This window comes from Pantoea sp. GM_Pan_4 (assembly GCF_026541005.1).
Taxonomy (GTDB): Bacteria; Pseudomonadota; Gammaproteobacteria; order Enterobacterales; family Enterobacteriaceae; genus Pantoea; species Pantoea dispersa.
This window is the reverse complement of record NZ_JALNUZ010000009.1, coordinates 39,466-55,972: the sequence shown is the minus strand read 5'-3', so window position 1 is coordinate 55,972 and position 16,507 is coordinate 39,466. Positions and strand designations below refer to the sequence as shown.

The 16,507-nt window shown below is 57.0% G+C and carries 19 protein-coding genes; 2 read left to right on the top strand and 17 right to left on the bottom strand.

Annotation, left to right across the window (positions count from 1 at the left end):
* Positions 1 to 3: 3 nt before the first annotated feature.
* Together OXR61_RS17385 and OXR61_RS17380 are read right to left on the bottom strand one after the other, a co-directional pair.
* Positions 4 to 801 (bottom strand): mannosyl-3-phosphoglycerate phosphatase-related protein, encoded by a 798-nt coding sequence (locus OXR61_RS17385; RefSeq protein ID WP_021509853.1) that lies wholly within the window; start codon positions 799 to 801, stop codon positions 4 to 6.
* Between the two features lie 358 nt (positions 802 to 1,159).
* A complete protein-coding gene (locus OXR61_RS17380) occupies positions 1,160 to 1,393 on the bottom strand; it encodes a DUF2525 domain-containing protein (RefSeq protein WP_021509854.1) in 234 nt (77 codons plus the stop codon).
* 316 nt (positions 1,394 to 1,709) lie between these two features.
* Here OXR61_RS17380 and OXR61_RS17375 point away from each other — a divergent pair, with 316 nt between their 5' ends.
* Together OXR61_RS17375 and dsrB are read left to right on the top strand one after the other, a co-directional pair.
* On the top strand, positions 1,710 to 1,868 hold the full coding sequence (locus tag OXR61_RS17375; RefSeq protein WP_021509855.1) for a YqaE/Pmp3 family membrane protein: 159 nt from the start codon (positions 1,710 to 1,712) through the stop codon (positions 1,866 to 1,868).
* A gap of 67 nt (positions 1,869 to 1,935) precedes the next feature.
* Positions 1,936 to 2,133, top strand: coding sequence for a protein DsrB (dsrB, locus tag OXR61_RS17370; RefSeq protein ID WP_021509856.1), 198 nt, complete (start codon positions 1,936 to 1,938; stop codon positions 2,131 to 2,133).
* 242 nt (positions 2,134 to 2,375) lie between these two features.
* Here dsrB and OXR61_RS17365 read toward each other — a convergent pair whose 3' ends face one another.
* The 15 genes from OXR61_RS17365 to fliF all read right to left on the bottom strand — a co-directional run bounded on the left by OXR61_RS17365 (position 2,376) and on the right by fliF (position 16,260).
* Entirely contained in the window at positions 2,376 to 4,079 is a 1,704-nt protein-coding gene (locus tag OXR61_RS17365) for a methyl-accepting chemotaxis protein (RefSeq protein WP_021509857.1), read from the bottom strand.
* A 163-nt stretch (positions 4,080 to 4,242) separates the two neighbouring features.
* Positions 4,243 to 4,878 (bottom strand): transcriptional regulator RcsA, encoded by a 636-nt coding sequence (gene rcsA, locus OXR61_RS17360; RefSeq protein WP_021509858.1) that lies wholly within the window; start codon positions 4,876 to 4,878, stop codon positions 4,243 to 4,245.
* Positions 4,879 to 5,505: 627 nt separating this feature from the next.
* Positions 5,506 to 6,294, bottom strand: a complete 789-nt coding sequence (gene fliR, locus OXR61_RS17355) for a flagellar biosynthetic protein FliR (RefSeq protein WP_021509859.1) — start codon at positions 6,292 to 6,294, stop codon at positions 5,506 to 5,508.
* Positions 6,294 to 6,563: a flagellar biosynthesis protein FliQ gene (fliQ, locus tag OXR61_RS17350; protein WP_010618647.1), complete on the bottom strand. Its 270-nt coding sequence runs from the start codon at positions 6,561 to 6,563 to the stop codon at positions 6,294 to 6,296. Before fliQ ends, fliR begins: the two co-directional genes overlap by 1 nt.
* A gap of 41 nt (positions 6,564 to 6,604) precedes the next feature.
* Positions 6,605 to 7,339 carry a flagellar type III secretion system pore protein FliP gene (gene fliP / locus OXR61_RS17345; RefSeq protein WP_031280176.1) on the bottom strand — a complete coding sequence of 245 codons (735 nt, stop codon included), beginning with the start codon at positions 7,337 to 7,339 and terminating at the stop codon, positions 6,605 to 6,607.
* The gene (fliO, locus tag OXR61_RS17340) at positions 7,339 to 7,734 is read right to left on the bottom strand and encodes a flagellar biosynthetic protein FliO (protein ID WP_021509861.1); all 396 of its coding nucleotides are present in this window, start codon (positions 7,732 to 7,734) and stop codon (positions 7,339 to 7,341) included. The genes fliP and fliO overlap by 1 nt, the downstream gene beginning before the upstream one ends.
* A gap of 2 nt (positions 7,735 to 7,736) precedes the next feature.
* Positions 7,737 to 8,147, bottom strand: a complete 411-nt coding sequence (fliN, locus tag OXR61_RS17335; protein ID WP_021509862.1) for a flagellar motor switch protein FliN — start codon at positions 8,145 to 8,147, stop codon at positions 7,737 to 7,739.
* Entirely contained in the window at positions 8,140 to 9,147 is a 1,008-nt protein-coding gene (gene fliM, locus OXR61_RS17330; protein WP_021509863.1) for a flagellar motor switch protein FliM, read from the bottom strand. Before fliM ends, fliN begins: the two co-directional genes overlap by 8 nt.
* A gap of 4 nt (positions 9,148 to 9,151) precedes the next feature.
* A complete protein-coding gene (gene fliL, locus OXR61_RS17325; protein ID WP_021509864.1) occupies positions 9,152 to 9,637 on the bottom strand; it encodes a flagellar basal body-associated protein FliL in 486 nt (161 codons plus the stop codon).
* 130 nt (positions 9,638 to 9,767) lie between these two features.
* Complete coding sequence (locus OXR61_RS17320) at positions 9,768 to 11,033, bottom strand: flagellar hook-length control protein FliK (RefSeq protein WP_267412487.1); 1,266 nt, start codon at positions 11,031 to 11,033, stop codon at positions 9,768 to 9,770.
* The gene (gene fliJ / locus OXR61_RS17315; protein WP_021509866.1) at positions 11,030 to 11,473 is read right to left on the bottom strand and encodes a flagellar export protein FliJ; all 444 of its coding nucleotides are present in this window, start codon (positions 11,471 to 11,473) and stop codon (positions 11,030 to 11,032) included. Before fliJ ends, OXR61_RS17320 begins: the two co-directional genes overlap by 4 nt.
* A 24-nt stretch (positions 11,474 to 11,497) precedes the next feature.
* Positions 11,498 to 12,853 (bottom strand): flagellar protein export ATPase FliI, encoded by a 1,356-nt coding sequence (gene fliI, locus OXR61_RS17310; protein WP_267412486.1) that lies wholly within the window; start codon positions 12,851 to 12,853, stop codon positions 11,498 to 11,500.
* Entirely contained in the window at positions 12,853 to 13,557 is a 705-nt protein-coding gene (fliH, locus tag OXR61_RS17305) for a flagellar assembly protein FliH (protein ID WP_021509868.1), read from the bottom strand. Before fliH ends, fliI begins: the two co-directional genes overlap by 1 nt.
* Positions 13,550 to 14,542 carry a flagellar motor switch protein FliG gene (gene fliG / locus OXR61_RS17300; protein ID WP_021509869.1) on the bottom strand — a complete coding sequence of 331 codons (993 nt, stop codon included), beginning with the start codon at positions 14,540 to 14,542 and terminating at the stop codon, positions 13,550 to 13,552. Before fliG ends, fliH begins: the two co-directional genes overlap by 8 nt.
* Entirely contained in the window at positions 14,539 to 16,260 is a 1,722-nt protein-coding gene (gene fliF, locus OXR61_RS17295) for a flagellar basal-body MS-ring/collar protein FliF (RefSeq protein ID WP_058771155.1), read from the bottom strand. The genes fliG and fliF overlap by 4 nt, the downstream gene beginning before the upstream one ends.
* Positions 16,261 to 16,507 lie beyond the last annotated feature (247 nt).

Genomic DNA, 16,507 nt, shown 5'->3' with positions numbered 1-16,507 from the left:
CCGTCATTCAGGTTGGGCAAGAAAGTAATCCAGACCTTCGCGCCAGCCCTCAGGGCCAACGTGAGCGGTGTGGTAAACGTTGTGATGATCGCTGCGTTGCAGCACCACCGGGGTTTTACTGAAACCTTTAATCACCACGGCATAATCGACGCGCTCCAGCATCGGCGCATCATTAGGGCCATCGCCCAGACCAATCGTGGTGCGCTTCGTGCCTTCCTGCTGCTGCAACTGCTGCAATAACTGTTCCAGCGCCACGCCTTTACCGCTGCCCGCCGGCATCACATGCCAGAAGCGTCCGCCCTGCGTCAGGGCCAGTTGATGCTGCGCCAGCGCCGCGCGGAAGGCGTCGAGCCGCGTTTCATCATCGCGCCATACGATGACTTCAGACGCATCGCGCAGTCGGCTCTGGCTGGCTTCCGTCAGCGTCAGGCCGGTGAAACGGGCCACTTCTGCGTCGCTAAAGTCATGAAAGCCGGTGAAGCGAAAATCCGCCTGCAGGGTGCTGAGCGTGGCGCAGAGCGCAAGATAATCGGCGCCGGGCTCTTCGGCAATCTGCGCTTCCCCGCCAAAGGCAACGCGTGCGCCGTTTTCCGCGATAAAGGGCGCACCGGCAATGCCCAGCCGCTTCTGCAGCGGAATAATTTCGGCCGCAGTTTTACTCGAACAAATCACCAGCGGAATCTGTTGCTGCTTAAGACGCGCCAGCCACTCGCTGGCGGCCTGCCAGTTGTAATCATGATGATCGAGCAGCGAACCATCGAGATCGGTCACGATCAGCAGGGAGGAATCTAACGGGATCATCAATACACTCCTTACGCCCAAAGGCATCCGTAAAGCGACGTGTAATCAGTATAATAGCGTAATCACGATCACACTTTTCCTTGCCGCCGGCTCGGCCACTATCCAGGATAATTCTTAAAACATAAGCCAGATACCGAAGCGGCTGCACGTTTTGTGCATGCAGAATGTCAGCCGTAGCGCGATGTTTTCGGTAACAGCAGTGCATGATTATGCAGATTTGTTCGAATTGCGTGCAGAATTGAGACTTGTCTTACTTCAGCTAAGGCGTACTCTGAAGCGGTGTTAAGATTTTCCTGGTGTAACGAATTTATTCTTTTTCAACCCGGCCAGCGTGCCGGGTCTTTTTTTGAAATCGATTTCAGCGGTTCACTTCGGTGATGGTGAAATCACGAATATCGAGTTCAAACGCCTCGGCCAGTTCGGTGTAAGAGTCAAACGCTTCGCCGTTCACCCTCACACGGTGCGCATCTTCAGCCTGCATAAACTCCTGCATTTCACCTGACGTTTTTTTCTGAATCGCTTCCAGCAGCGCGTCCACGTCGATGTTCACTTCGCGCTGCACGTTATCGCTGTACTCTTTTGCTGTAGCCATGACAGCCTCCCGGAGGCAAACGGATTCCTGACAAGTATAGACGGTGACAGCGGGCGAGGGACGTGGACGGGAAACGGGCAAAAAAAAGCCCGCGCTGCGCGGGCAAAAATCCTTGTTACTTTTAGGTTGACTGCCCCTTTGGGGTTGGTGCAGTGCTGACAAGTGTACGAGGGTGCCGCGTCAAAAGTCTTTCCGGGAAACGTTAAGAAAGTGAAAAGCCCGGCTTTGACACTTCTTTACCCGCTGCATTCCCCATTCTGGCGTAAAGCAGCTATGCTTACAGCTGGTTGATTATTATGGTTATCAGGGAGTTAGTATGGATTTAATTCGGATTATTATTGCCATTCTGTTGCCACCGCTGGGCGTGTTTTTACAGGTCGGCTTTGGCGGCGCCTTCTGGCTCAACATTCTGCTGACGCTGTGTGGTTACATCCCCGGCATCGTGCATGCGGTGTGGGTAATCGCCCGACGCTGATCGCGATCAGGCAGCGCTGACTATCTTCCGTTACACTATGCGCAGGACTGTTTCTGGAGAGAAATCAATGAAGGTCAATGACCGGGTAACGGTAAAAACCGACGGCGGCACACGTCGCGTCGGTACTGTGCTGGCTGTGGAAGGCTTTAATGAGGGCACCATGTATCTGGTGGCGCTGGAGGATTACCCGCTGGGGATCTGGTTCTTTAATGAGAGCGATCACGCCGAAGGCGTGTTTGTCGAGCCGTATGCGGGGGAAGGGTAGTGTGGTTTTGCGATTAGATTGCCCTCACGTTGCTCTCAGGTTGCTCTCAGGTTGCCCTCACCCTCACCCTAACCCTCTCCCGCTTGCGGGAGAGGGAACCGTTCAGCGACGATGCTTAGTAATAAGTTGTTCCTGAAGCGTTGTGTGAAAGCCATACTCAACAGCCGCACTGACAGCCCCCTCTCCCGCAAGCGGGAGAGGGATGGGGTGAGGGAAAAATACCGCACCCCAGCTCACTCCTCTTAAAACGTCTCCCAGTTATCATTGCCCGCTGCAGCCAGCGTCGGACGTGGAGCGAGCGCAGGGGCTTTCAGCGCCGGCTGTGGCGCAGCAGCCACCAGCGAAGCCGGCGTATCATTCAGGCGGAACACCGCCACCGCCTGCGTCAGTTTACCGGCCTGATCTTCCAGCGAAGCCGCGGCTGAAGAGGCTTCCTCCACCAGCGAAGCGTTCTGCTGCGTCACGTTATCCATCTCTGTCACCGCCAGGCTGACCTGCTGAATGCCACGGCTCTGCTCATCAGACGCTGCCGCAATCTCGGCCATAATGTCGGTAACGCGGCGCACCGCTTCGACAATCTCGCCCATGGTGCTGCCGGCTTCACCGACCTGATGCGAGCCGTTACTGATCAAATCCACCGACTCGGCAATCAGCGACTCAATCTCTTTCGCCGCCTGCGCACTGCGCTGCGCCAGATTGCGCACTTCACTGGCGACCACGGCGAAGCCACGGCCCTGTTCCCCGGCGCGTGCGGCTTCTACCGCGGCGTTCAGCGCCAGGATATTGGTCTGGAAGGCGATACTGTTAATGACGTTGGTGATCTCGGCGATTTTCTTCGAGCTGCCGGAGATGTTATTCATGGTTTTCACCACACCGCTCACCAGTTCACCACCGCTGCGCGCTTTGCCAGACGCATCGGCGGCCAGCTGGCTGGCGTGATGGGCGTTTTCGGCGTTCTGCTTCACCGTGGCGGTGAGCTGCTCCATGCTGGCGGCAGTCTGCTCCAGCGCAGAAGCCTGTTGCTCGGTGCGTGATGACAGATCGGTGTTACCTGCGGAGATCTCGCTGGAGCCCTGATAAATCGCCACCGCGCCTTCCCGGACGGTGCCAACGGTGCGCACCAGCGACGCCTGCATCAGCTGCAGGTTGTGCAGCAGGCTGCCAATTTCGTTGCGACCATAGGCCTGCTCGGGGGCGGTGAGATCGCCCTGTGCGATGCGCTCAATGCGACCCACCGACAGGCGCAGCGGATTGATCACCACGCGGCGCAGGAATACGAAGGTGAGCAGCACCAGCAGCAGCGCGGCGGCAAAAGCCGCAGCCATCGCGATAAAACCGACGCGCGACTGATGCGCCGCTTCGGCGTTAATCGCTTCGGCGCGCTCGGTGCGGATCTTAATCGCCTTCAGCAGCACGGCATTATAGGCATCATCCAGCTTGCGCGTGACATCGGTCTCCTGCGCGACAATCCCCTCAAAGCTGCCCTGTTTCGCCGACTCGATCATCGGCTTCAGGCCTTTATCAATATAGGCGTTGAAGCTGGTGGTGAGCGGACCGTCGAGCGCCAGGTCAGCCGGCGTCTTCATTTTGCGATCCATATAAATTTTGAAGCCCTCGCGCGCCTGCTTAATGCGCGTTTCGGTGCGCGCCAGATCGGCACGATAGCCATCCATTTCACCGATGCGCGCCGCCGCGCCCGACTGCAGTACATTAAGGCGTGCGGTTCGCAGATGGTTTGAGCTGTTAGAAATGCCCATGCGCACCTGAATCTCATCGGTGGCGTCATTGAGGGAATTATTGCTCTGAATCAGAAAGTAGCTGGCGAGTCCAATGCACAGGGCAAAAAGCAGCAGAATGCCACCAAAGATCATGCTGAACAGAGGCATCAGGCGTAGGTTTTGCCAGATGCTGAGCTTATGTTGCTCATCTATCGATGCTGTTTTCATTTCCTTGCTCTCATAGTGGTAAGGGGTTCTGAAAACAAGCATCGGCAGCAGGGGATAAAGGCTTAGCGGGGAAGTGGGATCGCGCTCGCAAAACGCTCAAAAATAATCAAGGCCAGTCGCGGGGACTGGCCTTGACCACAAAGCGTATTATCGTAAGGTGAAATTATCGCACGTTGACATAAATGCCCGAGGTAACATTATCTGTCAGGCGCACCACATGATAAATAACCTGTTTATTGTGCGTTTTAATTTTGCGTTTAATATTGCCTTTATGTGACGAAACAGTTTTCGCTTTGATTTGCATCTTATCCGAAATCTGAATGGTGTCATGACCTGACATCCACATTTTCAGCATATTCGATTCAGTCTGGCTCAATGTCAGTGGATGAATATCCAGCCCGGCAGAAATGCGCGGTGACGCATTGAGTTTCTTTTGCAGGTAGGTGCCCAGCAGGGAGTCCAGTGTCGATGTTTTTATCGATTTTGACGTAATAATCAGGTTCTTACGAACGTAGAGGTATTCCTCAAAATGGATATTCGAGATCGCCATAAAAATAAAGAATAGCGTATCCGGATGCTGCATGATAATAGAACGAATGCGATCGCTGGAATCGGATTCATGAATAAAGCATTCTTCGTTAATAAATACTACGCCCGGTTTTAATTGCTCACACCGTTGTTGCAATTGTTCGATGTCAGACACGGAAGTAATATTTTTCTTTTTGACTCCTTTTGCCGACATATAGTCTGACAAACCCAGGCGTGTGTAGTTACATGAATCCATAATAATCGTTGGCATTATAGCGACCCTCACCAATTTGTTATCCGTTTAAATCAACGATGAATACGCGTTTGCGGTACGAGAGAGATTTCCAAAGACACTTTTTTATTCTGCTCGGCAGACTGGCGTAATGCATTCCTGCGCCATCTTGACTCGTCCCTGACCCGTTCTGCGAAGTTTATTGTGTTACTTCCACGTCACTCTTGTCCCCGCGATAGTGGGAATCGCCGGGAATTTGGTTTATGTGTTTCTTTCGCTCTGTTTTGAGAGCCCTGTCACTATCGCGCAAGTCACAGACAAATCTGATAGGACAATTCTTAAAAACATTTGAATCGCGAAAGTGTGACGTTTCAGCGAGTGTTGACAATGCCGGAAAAAAGGGATTTAGACAAGAAAAATCGCTGTAATATTTTTTTTGTTTAAAAACAGCCCTTTGAGCATTTTATCAACCGATTCACCGGCTTAACCGGCTTAGGAATCGTCTGACTAAAATACGCGAAGCGCCGTTTAATAAGAATAATTTTCACCATAAATGCGCATTTATCAGAATATCCTCAGTTGATTTCTGAAAAATATGGTTCGAAAAATGCACAGAATGTTTTTGATTACTTAACTATCGTATAAGAAGGTTAACAGTATCGTTAATCAACGGGCAGGGGAAAGTTCTGATACAAACTGCGCGAGTAAATCAAAGACTTCACCGAACAGATGTTCACAGAAAGGTGCAAGCAACGGCATCATCATACCCAGACTCAGGATCCCTACCGTTAAGGTGATTGGGAAGCCGATGGCGAAAACCGACAGCTGAGGTGAAACGCGGTTTAACAAACCTAGTGCCAGGTTTAGCGTGAGGAGCAGAATTATTAAGGGTAGCGCTAACATCATGCCATTAAGGAAAATTAAGCTGGCGGCTTTGGTCAGCGCCATAAAGGCGTTGGCGTTGAGTGGCTGATCGTTAATCGGCAACGTGTGAAAACTGTCCACCAGTAACGAGATCAACCACAGGTGACCGTTGAAGGTCAGGAACAGCAGCATCGCCAGCATGTCGAGAAAACGGGCCAGCAGCGGCATGTTGATCCGGCTGTTCGGGTCGAGCAGGGTGGCAAAAGAGAGACCCATCTGCAGACCAATCATCTCACCGGCCAGCCGCACGGCAGAAAAAGCCAGCTGCATGGTCAGACCAATCCCGACGCCAATCAGCAGCTGCTGCACCAGCATCCAGAAACCGGCCGGGGTAAACAGCGTCACTTCGACCGGCGGCAGCAGCGGCATCAGAATCCAGGTGGTGACTACCGCCAGTCCAATTTTGACCCGTTTTGGAATCGAACGTTCATTCAGTAGCGGCGCGCTGGCAAACAGCGCCAGCAAACGCACCATCGGCCAGAAGAATTGCGCCACCCAGTGCACCAGCTGGCTGCTGTCGAGGGTGACCATTAGCCGATGATATAAGGCAGGTTGCTGAACAGGGTACGGATGTAGTCCAGCATCAGGTTGAGCATCCACGGTCCGGCCACCACGGCAGTGGCCGCCACGGCAAGAATTTTCGGGATAAACGACAGCGTCTGTTCATTAATCTGCGTTGCCGCCTGCAGAATACTGATCAGCAAACCGCTCACCATCGCCACCAGCAGCAGCGGAGCGGCCATCATCAGGGCGATACGCATCGCTTCCTGGCCCATTACCATTACCGATTCCGGTGTCATGTTGCGCTCCTGTCGAGAGAAAGGTGAGGGCGAAAAGCCACTCAGGAGTAAAAACTTTGCGCCAGCGATCCCACCAGCAGCTGCCAGCCATCCACCAGCACGAACAGCATCAGCTTAAACGGCAGCGAAATAGTGGCCGGCGGCACCATCATCATCCCCAGCGCCATCAGTACGCTGGCGACCACCAGGTCGATGATCAGAAACGGAATAAAAACGGTGAAACCAATCTGAAAAGCGGTTTTCAGCTCGCTGGTGACATAGGCGGGCAGCAGAATACGCATCGGCACCGCTTCCGGCCCCTGAATCGGCGCGCTGTTGGCGAGACGGGCGAACAGGGCCAGGTCGGCTTCACGCGTCTGGCGCAGCATGAACTCACGCAGCGGCTGGGCACCTTTGTCGATCGCCACGTCCATGCTGATTTTGTCCTGGCTGAACGGCAGATAGGCATCGGTGTAAATCTTGTCGAAGGTCGGCGCCATGATAAAGAAGGTCAGGAATAGCGCGAGACCCAGCATCACCTGATTCGGCGGCGCGGATGGCGTGCCCAGTGCGTTACGCAGCAGACCAAACACAATAATGATGCGGGTGAAACTGGTCATCATCAGCAACACCGCCGGAATAAAGGTCAGCGAGGTAATGAAGACCAGCGTTTGCACCGGCAGCGACCAGCTCTGGCCGCCATTGGCCAGCGGCTGGCTGATCAAACCCGGCAGCTGCGCATGGGCAGCCGGTGCCAGCAGCATCAGCAGCGGCAGAAGAGGGAGCAATCGACGCATCATTGGGGTTTTCCGGGACGTTTAACCAGGTTCTGAAACAGCTGACGAAAATCCTGCGGCGCCGCGCTGACGGGCAGGGACGCTTCCGGTGGCAGCGGCGGCAGCGAGTGCAGATGGGTGATCTGCTGAGCGGTGACGCCCAGCACTAAACGCGCATCGGCGGTATCAACAATCACCACCCGCTCCTGACGGCCAACCTGCACGCTGGCGCTGACTTTCAGCGCCTGACCGCTTACCGCTTTCGGCGTAAAGCCGAGGCGTTTCGCCAGCCAGCCGCAGGCCAGAATCAGCAGCACGATCACCGCCAGCACGCTGCTGACTTGCCCAACGACCGAACTGGTAGACACCACCGGCTGGGCGTGAGCGGGCTGAACGGTTTGCGCGTTTTTTAACATGATTAGCGGCTCAGACGACGCATACGTTCGGACGGGGTAATAATGTCGGTGATGCGCACGCCATATTTGTCGTTCACCACCACCACTTCACCCTGGGCGATCAGATAGCCGTTAATCAGGATGTCCAGCGGCTCGCCGGCCAGGCCGTCAAGCGCCACCACCGAACCCTGCGTCAGGCGCAGCAGCTCTTTGATGGTCATCTTGGTACGGCCCAGTTCCACGGTCAGTTTGACCGGGATATCCATGATCAGATCGATGTCCTGCAGCGAGCCGCTGGCGGCGCTGGCCTCAAGCGACTTAAATACGTTATCGCCTGGCTCCGCCGCACTGCTGGTCGCCGCCTGCTCGTTCATCGCTTCAGCCCACAGATCGTCCGCAGAGATATCATCGGACGGTTTTTTGCTGTCACTCATTGGGCTGTTCCTCATTCAGCGAATTCAAAATCGGGTTAATCAGATGTTCTACACGCAGTGCATACTGGCCGTTGAGCGTGCCATACTGGCTCGTCAGTACCGGTACGCCGTCGACGTGGGCAATGATGCGGTCCGGCTTCTCAATGGGCAGGACGTCACCAGGTTTCAGTTGCAAAATACGTGACAGACGCAGCGACGTTTCAGCGAAGTGGGCAATCAGCTCCAGCTCCGAGTGCTGCACCTGTTTCACCAGATTGTCGCGCCAGTGGTTATCTTCCTGACGCGAGTTCTCCAGCGGTGGATTGACCAGCAGCTCGCGCAGCGGCTCAATCATCGAAAACGGAATACAGATATTGAATTCACCCACCAGGTTGCCAATCTCCACCTGGAACGGCGTGTTGACCACGATATCGTTCGGTGAGGTGGTGATGTTGGTGAACTTCACCTGCATTTCAGAACGCACGTATTCCACTTCCAGCGGATAAATGGCTTTCCATGCGTCGCTGTAGCCTTCCAGCGCCAGCTTGAGCATGCGGCGAATCACGCGCTGCTCGGTGTGGGTGAACTCACGGCCTTCCACTTTGGTCGGAAAACGACCGTCGCCGCCAAACAGGTTATCCACGGCGATAAACACCAGGCTCGGCGAGAACACCACCAGCGCAGTCCCCCGCAGCGGCTGCAGGTGAATCAGGTTCAGGTTGGTTGGCACCGGCAGGTTGCGGGCAAACTCATGGTACGGCTGAATCTTGATTGCCCCAACGCTGATATCCGGGCTGCGGCGCAGCAGGTTGAACAGCGCCATACGGAAATGACGGGCAAAACGCTCATTGATGATCTCCAGCGCCTGCAGACGCTCGCGCACCACGCGACGCTGGGTATTGGGATCATAGGGGCGGATATCGCCATCGGCCCCTTTGGAACTGTTCTCTACTTCCGCACTGTCACTGTCGCCATTGAGCAGCGCGTCAATCTCAGCCTGGGAGAGAATGCTATCGCCCATTAAGTCACCTCAAAATGAAGGCGGTAAACAGCACGTCACTGACTACCTGCGCAGGTTGACCTTTTACCAGCGGTGGCGCCAGCACCTGTTTGATCTGTTCAACCAGGGCCTGTTTGCCTTGCTCGGTTGCCAGCGCGCTGGCGCTCTGACGTGAAAGCAGCAGCAGCAAACGGCTGCGCACCTCAGGCAGGTAGTCATTCAGCCGACGACGGGTATCCTCATCCGGCAGACGCAGGGTAAAGCCTACGTACAGCACGCGATCGGGATCGTTATCGGGATTGACCAGGTTAACCGTAAACGTATCCATTGCAAAAAATACCGGGGCGGGCGGTGGCTCCACTTTGGCAGCCTCCGGCTTGTCACCCTCGTGTTTATTCATCATTCGCCAGACTGCATAGCCTGCCACGCTGCAAGCGGCCAGCGTTACAATCAGTAACACCGGAATTAGTAATGAACGTTTGCGGCCTTTAGCTTTCGCGTTATCAGACATGTTTGCAGTTACTTCCTGTGAATTATGGGCAAGCCTCTCGGCTTACCTGGACAGATTATCCCGCGTCTTAAGTCAAACAATGGGAAGAAAAGACGCGGGTTTTACGCTTACCTTCAGCGTTTAGTCGCTGTCAGGCAAAGATATCGACAGCGCCGTTGCCGGTCGCGCGCGCCTGGAGGGCTGCCGGGACGGCAATAGGCGTTATCTCGTTGTCACTGTCCTGGGAGAGGGTAAAGCTGCCGTACTGGCCGTCGCGACGTCCTTCCTGCTGGCCCTGATAACTCTGGCCCTGTGCGAAGGCGTCGCTGTTGACGTTACTCTGTCCCAGGTTAATGCCGCTCTCCGCCAGCGCCGTACGCAGCTGTGGGAGCGCCGCTTCCAGCGCGGCCCTCACATGGCTGTGGCTGGAAACCATTGTTAACTGTGCCTGATCTTTATCCAGCGTCAGGCTGATCTGTATCGCGCCGAGGTCTTCCGGATGCAGACGTAATTCGGCGTTCTGCTGGCCGTTACGGCTGAACATCACAATCTGCTGGCTCAGCGCCTGCTGCCACTCGTTGCTGCCCAGCTGCGCATTCAGCATCGGCGTGGAAGGCGCGCTGCTGGTGCTGGCCGTGGTGCTGACCAGCGGACTGGTACTGCTCAGCGGGCTGCTGATGGCCGGCGCGCTGCTGTCATGGCTGCTGGGCATCTCGCGCCGCTCTTCCGGTTTGCTCAGCGTGCTCAGCACCTGCTGAAAACTCTCATCCAGCGTCATACCGCTGTTGCTGGCCGGCGTGCCGCTGGCGGCCGCGCTCTGAACCGGGCTATGGCTGACACCGGTCAGGCTGGTCAGCGCATCGCTGCCTTTAGATGGCTGTCCATCCGGCTTCGCCTGTTCCTCTTTCAGCGCACTTTGCAGCGAACTGTTAAGTAACGCAGCGTTTAAGCTGGTGCGCGCCTCACCCCGGGTTTCCAGCGCGGTGCTGTTATCCGCTGGCGGGTTGCTGCGGTTTTCGACCACCGCTGGCAACATGGCAAACAGCGCCTGCACATTCTGTAAGTCGCTGGCAGTTAACGAACTTGCTGCGCGCTTGTCATTATCATCGGCTGATTTCAGTCCGGCTTTAGTGTTTTCCGGCTGTAAAAGTGCGTTTAACGCCTCTGGTTTGTCCAGTGCCTGCAGCAGGGCGCTTAATGACGCTTTTGTGACGTTTTTCGCGTCAATTTCTGCCGCCAGATCAGCGGATTGCGCGCCATTTCCCTGCTGCTTAACCAGCGTCAGCAGGCGGTTGCCCAGCTCGGTAATAAATCCCTGCGGCAGGGTGTCAGCAGCGGACAGATTGTCCGCTGCCGCTGAAGGTTGTGCTTTGCCGGTTTTAGCAAGCTGTGTCAGCAGTGTTGGCAGCGTGTTCATTCGCCTTTCCTCAATGCGGCCCGTTGGGCAAATTCATCCATCCGTTTCTGATCGAGACGGCTTTCCTGTCGTAATGCGTTCTCTTCCGCGCGGGTAATCAGCGTCTGATAGGCATTCAGCTTCTTATGCTTTTCACGCCAGTTGCTCAGCGCCTGTTCCAGCCGCTGGTTCCACTGATTAAGCTGCTGGCGATGCTGTTCGATGGCTTTTTCCAGCGTCTGAATAAACTGGTGATAATTGCTCCAGCGCGTGCTGGCGATGCCGCCGGACATATCCTGATTGAGCTTATTACGGTACTCATCCTGGTAATCGAGCAGCATGCTGAGCTGCTGATCGGCCTGCTGCTGACCGCGACGCATGTCGCCGAGGTGGATCACCGCCTGTTCCAGATCCTGCTCCGCCAGGTCGCGCAGCGTATCAATCGCATTGGCTGTCTTCATCGCGTTACCTCAAGTCGGGCGGCGTTAGCCGAACATCGCCTGCAGGTGCAGACAGGCATCGTCATAATCGCTGCGTTCAAAAATGCCCTGCTGCAGGAAAGCTTCCATCTGCGGATAGAGCTTAATGGCCCGGTCCAGCATCGGATCGCTGCCTGCGGCATAAGCGCCGACGCTCACCAGATCGCGGTTACGCTGAAAGCTGGAGAGCAACTGCTTGAACAGGCGCACGCGCGCATAGTGGGTTTCATCAATCAGCGAGGTCATGGCACGGCTGATCGACGCTTCAATATCAATGGCCGGATAGTGACCGGCCTCCGCCAGGCGACGCGACAGCACGATGTGGCCATCGAGAATAGCGCGCGCCGAGTCGGCAATCGGGTCCTGCTGGTCGTCACCTTCGGTCAGTACGGTATAGAACGCGGTGATTGAACCGCCGCCGTGAATGCCGTTGCCGGCGCGTTCTACCAGCGCCGGCAGCTTCGCGAACACCGATGGCGGATAGCCTTTGGTGGCCGGCGGCTCGCCGATCGCCAGCGCGATCTCACGCTGCGCCATGGCGTAGCGGGTGAGGGAGTCCATAATCAGCAGCACGTGCTGACCGCGATCGCGGAAATCTTCGGCGATGCGCGTGGCATAAGCGGCCCCCTGCATACGCAACAGCGGCGAAACGTCGGCCGGCGCGGCGATCACCACCGAGCGCGCGCGCCCTTCGGCGCCAAGAATGTTCTCGATAAACTCTTTAACTTCGCGGCCACGTTCACCAATCAGGCCTACCACGATGACGTCGGCTTTGGTGTAACGCGCCATCATGCCGAGCAGCACCGATTTTCCCACGCCGGAGCCGGCAAACAGCCCCATACGCTGGCCGCGGCCCACGGTGAGCAGGGCGTTGATCGCCCGCACGCCGGTATCCAGCACATCGTGGATCGGGGTACGCTGCAGCGGGTTGAACGGTGCGGTGATCAGCGGCGCGCGGTAGCCGGTTTCCGGCGCGGGCAGGCCATCCAGCGGCTTGCCGCTGCCGTCCAGCACGCGGCCGAGTAGCTCCGGCCCCAGCAGCAGCTGTTTACCGCTGTGATCGCCGTGCACGCGGGCATATACACGCGCGCCGGGCAGAATGCCATCGACCTCTTCCAGCGGCATCAGAAACAGTTTCTGGCCGTTGAAGCCGACCACTTCGCTTTCCACTTCGGTAATCGTGCCGTTGTCGTGGCGCTCAATAATGCAGGTGGCGCCCAGCGGCAGCTGCAGGCCAGTGGCTTCCAGCACCAGACCGGTGGCACGCGTCAGGCGGCCATAGCGGCGCACCGTCTGCACCTGACTGATGCGGTCTTCAAAACTGTCGAGCGCGCCCAGCCAGCGCGAAAGGCGTGACGTCATCAGAATGCTCCCGGTGCCGCCAGACGGCACAGCTCCTGCCAGCGCGTGGCGACGCTGGCATCCAGATCGCCGTCTTCGGCGCTGAGTTTACAGCCGCCGGGATGCAGCGAACTGTCGGCCAGCAAACGCCAGCCATGTAAATCGAGCGTTGGGCCCAGCGTCTGCTCAACGCGCTGCAGATCGTCCGGGTGCACGCGCAGCTGCGGTTTGCCGCTGAACATCGGCTCCTGCTGAATCAGCTGCTGGATCTGGCGCAGCAGGGCGCTGCCATCCACCTGCGTTGCCTGGCCAATCACCGTGCGCGCCGCTTCCAGCGCCAGCTGCATCAGGCGCGACGCAATCACGCTATCCAGCGCTTCCAGCGTGTGATGGAACTCGGTGACCAGCTGCTGCATACGCGCCTGCAGCGGAGCCTGCTGCTGCTGGGCATCGGCCAGTCCCTGCTGGAACCCGGCGTCATAGCCGTTTTGCTGCGCTTCGGCGAAGCCTTTCTGATAACCTTCGCTGTAGCCCTGCGTCTGCGCATCTTTACGCATCTGCTGCTGCAGACGTTCCAGCTGCTGCTGCTGTTCATCTTCCTCGCTCAGCACGAGGTCGCTGTCCGGCTCCTCTGCCAGCAGCAGTTCAGGTTCGGGCGGCTGCGGTGCGCCTAAATCATCAGGCTGCCAGCGCTGCCATGCACGGGCGGAAAAGGCATCAGACATAGGTTTCCTCGCCACCACCAATTACCATCTCGCCTGCTTCCGCCAGACGGCGCACGATAAGCAGGATTGCTTTCTGTTCGTTCTCCACCGCGGACATACGGACCGGGCCACGGTTGGCGAGGTCGTCGCGCAGGATATCGGCGGCACGCGCCGACATGTTTTTGAGGAATTTCTCGCGCAGCGGCTGCTCGGCGCCTTTCAGGGCAATCAGCAGCTGCTCGGACTCCACTTCCTGCAGCAGGCGCTGGATGCTGCGGTCGTCCACTTCCACCAAGTTTTCGAACAGGAACATCTCGTCGATGATCTTCTGCGCCAGCTCGCCATCGAAGTCGCGTACTGCTTCGATAACCGCTTCTTCCTGCTGGGTTTTCATCAGGTTGATGATTTCCGCTGCGGTTCTCACGCCGCCCATCTTCGCACGCTTGAGGTTGGTGCCATCCAGCAGGCCGTTGAGCACTTCGGTCAGCTCCGCCAGCGCCGCCGGCTGTACGCCGCCGAAGGTGGCGATACGCAGCATCACATCGTGGCGCAGACGCTCGTCGAACAGCGCCAGAATATCCGCCGCCTGGCCGCGCTTCAGGTGCACCAGAATGGTGGCGATAATCTGCGGGTGCTCGTCGCGGATCAGATCCGCCGCCGCCTGCGGTTCCATAAAGTTGAGGGTTTCCATGCCGCTGGTGGTTTCGCGCGTTTCGAGGATGTCCTCCAGCAGGCTGGAGGCGCGCTCTTCGCCCAGCGCTTTGATCAACACCGAACGCAGGTAGTCGTTGGAGTTGAGGCTCAGCGCAGCAAACTGTTCAGCATCGGTTTCGAACTCGCGCAGCACTTCGGTCAGCTGCTTGTGCGAAATCTGTTTCATGCTGGCCATCGCGGCGCTGAGGTGCTGCACCTCACGCTGGTTGAGGTGTTTGAACACCTCCGCCGCACGCTCTTCGCCAATGGTCATCATCAGAATGGCGCTCTTTTCAGTACCGGTCAGACTCATAGTTCGTTACTCATCCATTCGCGGATAACCAGCGCCACAACGCGCGGATCGTTTTCAGACATATCGCGGATGCGCTGGCTCATCACCTCGGCGCTCATGCGGTTGTTAGATTTGCGCTCCTGGTCCAGCTCGTCTTTATTGATCTGGACGCTGTAAGCGGCTTCTTCTTCACGCGCGGCAGCACGGGCAGCGGCGGCTTCGGCGGCGGCTTTCTCGGCTTCACGTTTACGCAGCAGCTGCGGACGCACCATTTTGCGGTAGAGGATGAAGGCAACCAGTGCCACCAGCAGCCAGCGACCGGCGGTCATCAGCTGATCAAAGAACGACTGCTGCTGCCAGAAGGGCAGGTCGCCGCCGGTTGGCTCGGTGGTGTTGAACTGCGAGTTCACCACGTTGACGCTGTCGCCACGCGTTTGCGAATAGCCCATCGCTTCGCGGGTCAGATCTTCAATCTGCTTGATCTGCTGATCGTTCAGCGCCACCGCTTTGCCTTTGCCGTCATCGCGGTAGTTGACCACCACGGCGACCGACAGGCGCTGCACGTCACCGACGTTGAGTTTGGTGTGACGAATGGTGCGATCCAGCTCGTAGTTCACCGTGTCGTTGCGGCTGGAGCTGCTCGGGCCGCTGCTCTGCGCGGTGCTGGTCGAGGTGCCGGCATTCTGCGCGTTGTTGTTGTTCTGCTGGCCGTTAGCGTTGTTATTGTTCTGCTGCTGCGGGTTGGTGACCGGCGCGGTATTGGCCGGCGCAGGCTGATTCGACAGCGCACCCGGTACGCCGCCCGGATACGGGCTGCCGTTCTGATCGCTGGTGCTGGTCTGGCGTGAGCGAATCGCCGTGTTATTCGGGTTCGCATTCGGCTGATACTTCTCATCCGTTTGCTCGCTGCGGTCAAAGTTAATCTGCGCGGTCACCTGCGCATGCACATTACCCTGACCGAGAATCGGGTTCAGAATGGCTTCAATGCGCTGCTGATAGCGTGCTTCCACTTCGGAGGCATATTTCAGCTGGGCATCGTTAAGATCGCGGCCTTCGCTGTCGGAGCGCGTCAGCAGGCGACCCGCCTGATCGACCACGGTTACATTGCCTGGTGGCAGACCGGCTACGCTGCTGGAGACCATGTGCTGAATCGCCTGAATCTGGCCCTCATCCAGCGCACGGCCCGGTTGCAGGTTCAGCGTTACTGAGGCAGACGGAGATTTTTGCTCGCGCACGAACAGCGTCGGTTTTGGCATCGCCAGATGCACGCGCGCGCTCTTCACCGGTCCGAGCGTTTCGATGGTGCGCGCCAGCTCACCTTCCAGCGCACGCTGGTAGTTAATCTGCTCACTGAACTGGCTGATACCAAACTTCTCTTTATCCATCAGCTCAAAGCCTACTGAACCCCCTTTCGGCAGTCCCTGCTGGGCAAGGCGCAGACGCAGCTCATGCACTTTATCGGCGGGCACCATCAGGGCGCCGCCGTTTTCAGCGAACTGGTAAGGGATGTTCATCTGGGTGAGCTGGGTAACAATCGCGCCGCCATCCTCATCAGAGAGGTTGTTATAGAGAACGCGATAGTCGGGCGCTTTGGCCCACAGCACCAGCGCCAGAACCACGGCGATAGCGGCCGCGGCAGCAACGATTAATGGAATACGCGGATTTGCGCGCAGGCGGGCGAGAAGGTCATTAAAGCCTTTCTTTGCTGTATCCTGTGTGGCGGCTGCACTCGCATTCATGACCAATTCCTGCCTGACATAATTGACCGGGTGTATGTAGGTGACAAAACTGACTCCCTGATACGCATCCCCGCCCGTTGATGCCGTGTAGCTGGCCGACGGGGTAGGGGAAAAAATGAAATTCCAATCTAATGCCTGGCATTATTTGATGAATCGTGTCACTTCGATGGCTGGATAAGCCGGGTTTTTTGCAGTCATTTAGCGCCTTTGTCCTATTGACAGTGTGTTAACTTTTCCTCCGTGAAAA

Coding starts and splice junctions, on each gene's coding strand:
- OXR61_RS17385 (WP_021509853.1), bottom strand. CDS start 801: ATGATCCCGTTAGATTCCTCCCTGCTGATCGTGACCGATCTCGATGGT.
- OXR61_RS17380 (WP_021509854.1), bottom strand. CDS start 1,393: ATGGCTACAGCAAAAGAGTACAGCGATAACGTGCAGCGCGAAGTGAAC.
- OXR61_RS17375 (WP_021509855.1), top strand. CDS start 1,710: ATGGATTTAATTCGGATTATTATTGCCATTCTGTTGCCACCGCTGGGC.
- dsrB (WP_021509856.1), top strand. CDS start 1,936: ATGAAGGTCAATGACCGGGTAACGGTAAAAACCGACGGCGGCACACGT.
- OXR61_RS17365 (WP_021509857.1), bottom strand. CDS start 4,079: ATGAAAACAGCATCGATAGATGAGCAACATAAGCTCAGCATCTGGCAA.
- rcsA (WP_021509858.1), bottom strand. CDS start 4,878: ATGCCAACGATTATTATGGATTCATGTAACTACACACGCCTGGGTTTG.
- fliR (WP_021509859.1), bottom strand. CDS start 6,294: ATGGTCACCCTCGACAGCAGCCAGCTGGTGCACTGGGTGGCGCAATTC.
- fliQ (WP_010618647.1), bottom strand. CDS start 6,563: ATGACACCGGAATCGGTAATGGTAATGGGCCAGGAAGCGATGCGTATC.
- fliP (WP_031280176.1), bottom strand. CDS start 7,339: ATGCGTCGATTGCTCCCTCTTCTGCCGCTGCTGATGCTGCTGGCACCG.
- fliO (WP_021509861.1), bottom strand. CDS start 7,734: ATGTTAAAAAACGCGCAAACCGTTCAGCCCGCTCACGCCCAGCCGGTG.
- fliN (WP_021509862.1), bottom strand. CDS start 8,147: ATGAGTGACAGCAAAAAACCGTCCGATGATATCTCTGCGGACGATCTG.
- fliM (WP_021509863.1), bottom strand. CDS start 9,147: ATGGGCGATAGCATTCTCTCCCAGGCTGAGATTGACGCGCTGCTCAAT.
- fliL (WP_021509864.1), bottom strand. CDS start 9,637: ATGTCTGATAACGCGAAAGCTAAAGGCCGCAAACGTTCATTACTAATT.
- OXR61_RS17320 (WP_267412487.1), bottom strand. CDS start 11,033: ATGAACACGCTGCCAACACTGCTGACACAGCTTGCTAAAACCGGCAAA.
- fliJ (WP_021509866.1), bottom strand. CDS start 11,473: ATGAAGACAGCCAATGCGATTGATACGCTGCGCGACCTGGCGGAGCAG.
- fliI (WP_267412486.1), bottom strand. CDS start 12,853: ATGACGTCACGCCTTTCGCGCTGGCTGGGCGCGCTCGACAGTTTTGAA.
- fliH (WP_021509868.1), bottom strand. CDS start 13,557: ATGTCTGATGCCTTTTCCGCCCGTGCATGGCAGCGCTGGCAGCCTGAT.
- fliG (WP_021509869.1), bottom strand. CDS start 14,542: ATGAGTCTGACCGGTACTGAAAAGAGCGCCATTCTGATGATGACCATT.
- fliF (WP_058771155.1), bottom strand. CDS start 16,260: ATGAATGCGAGTGCAGCCGCCACACAGGATACAGCAAAGAAAGGCTTT.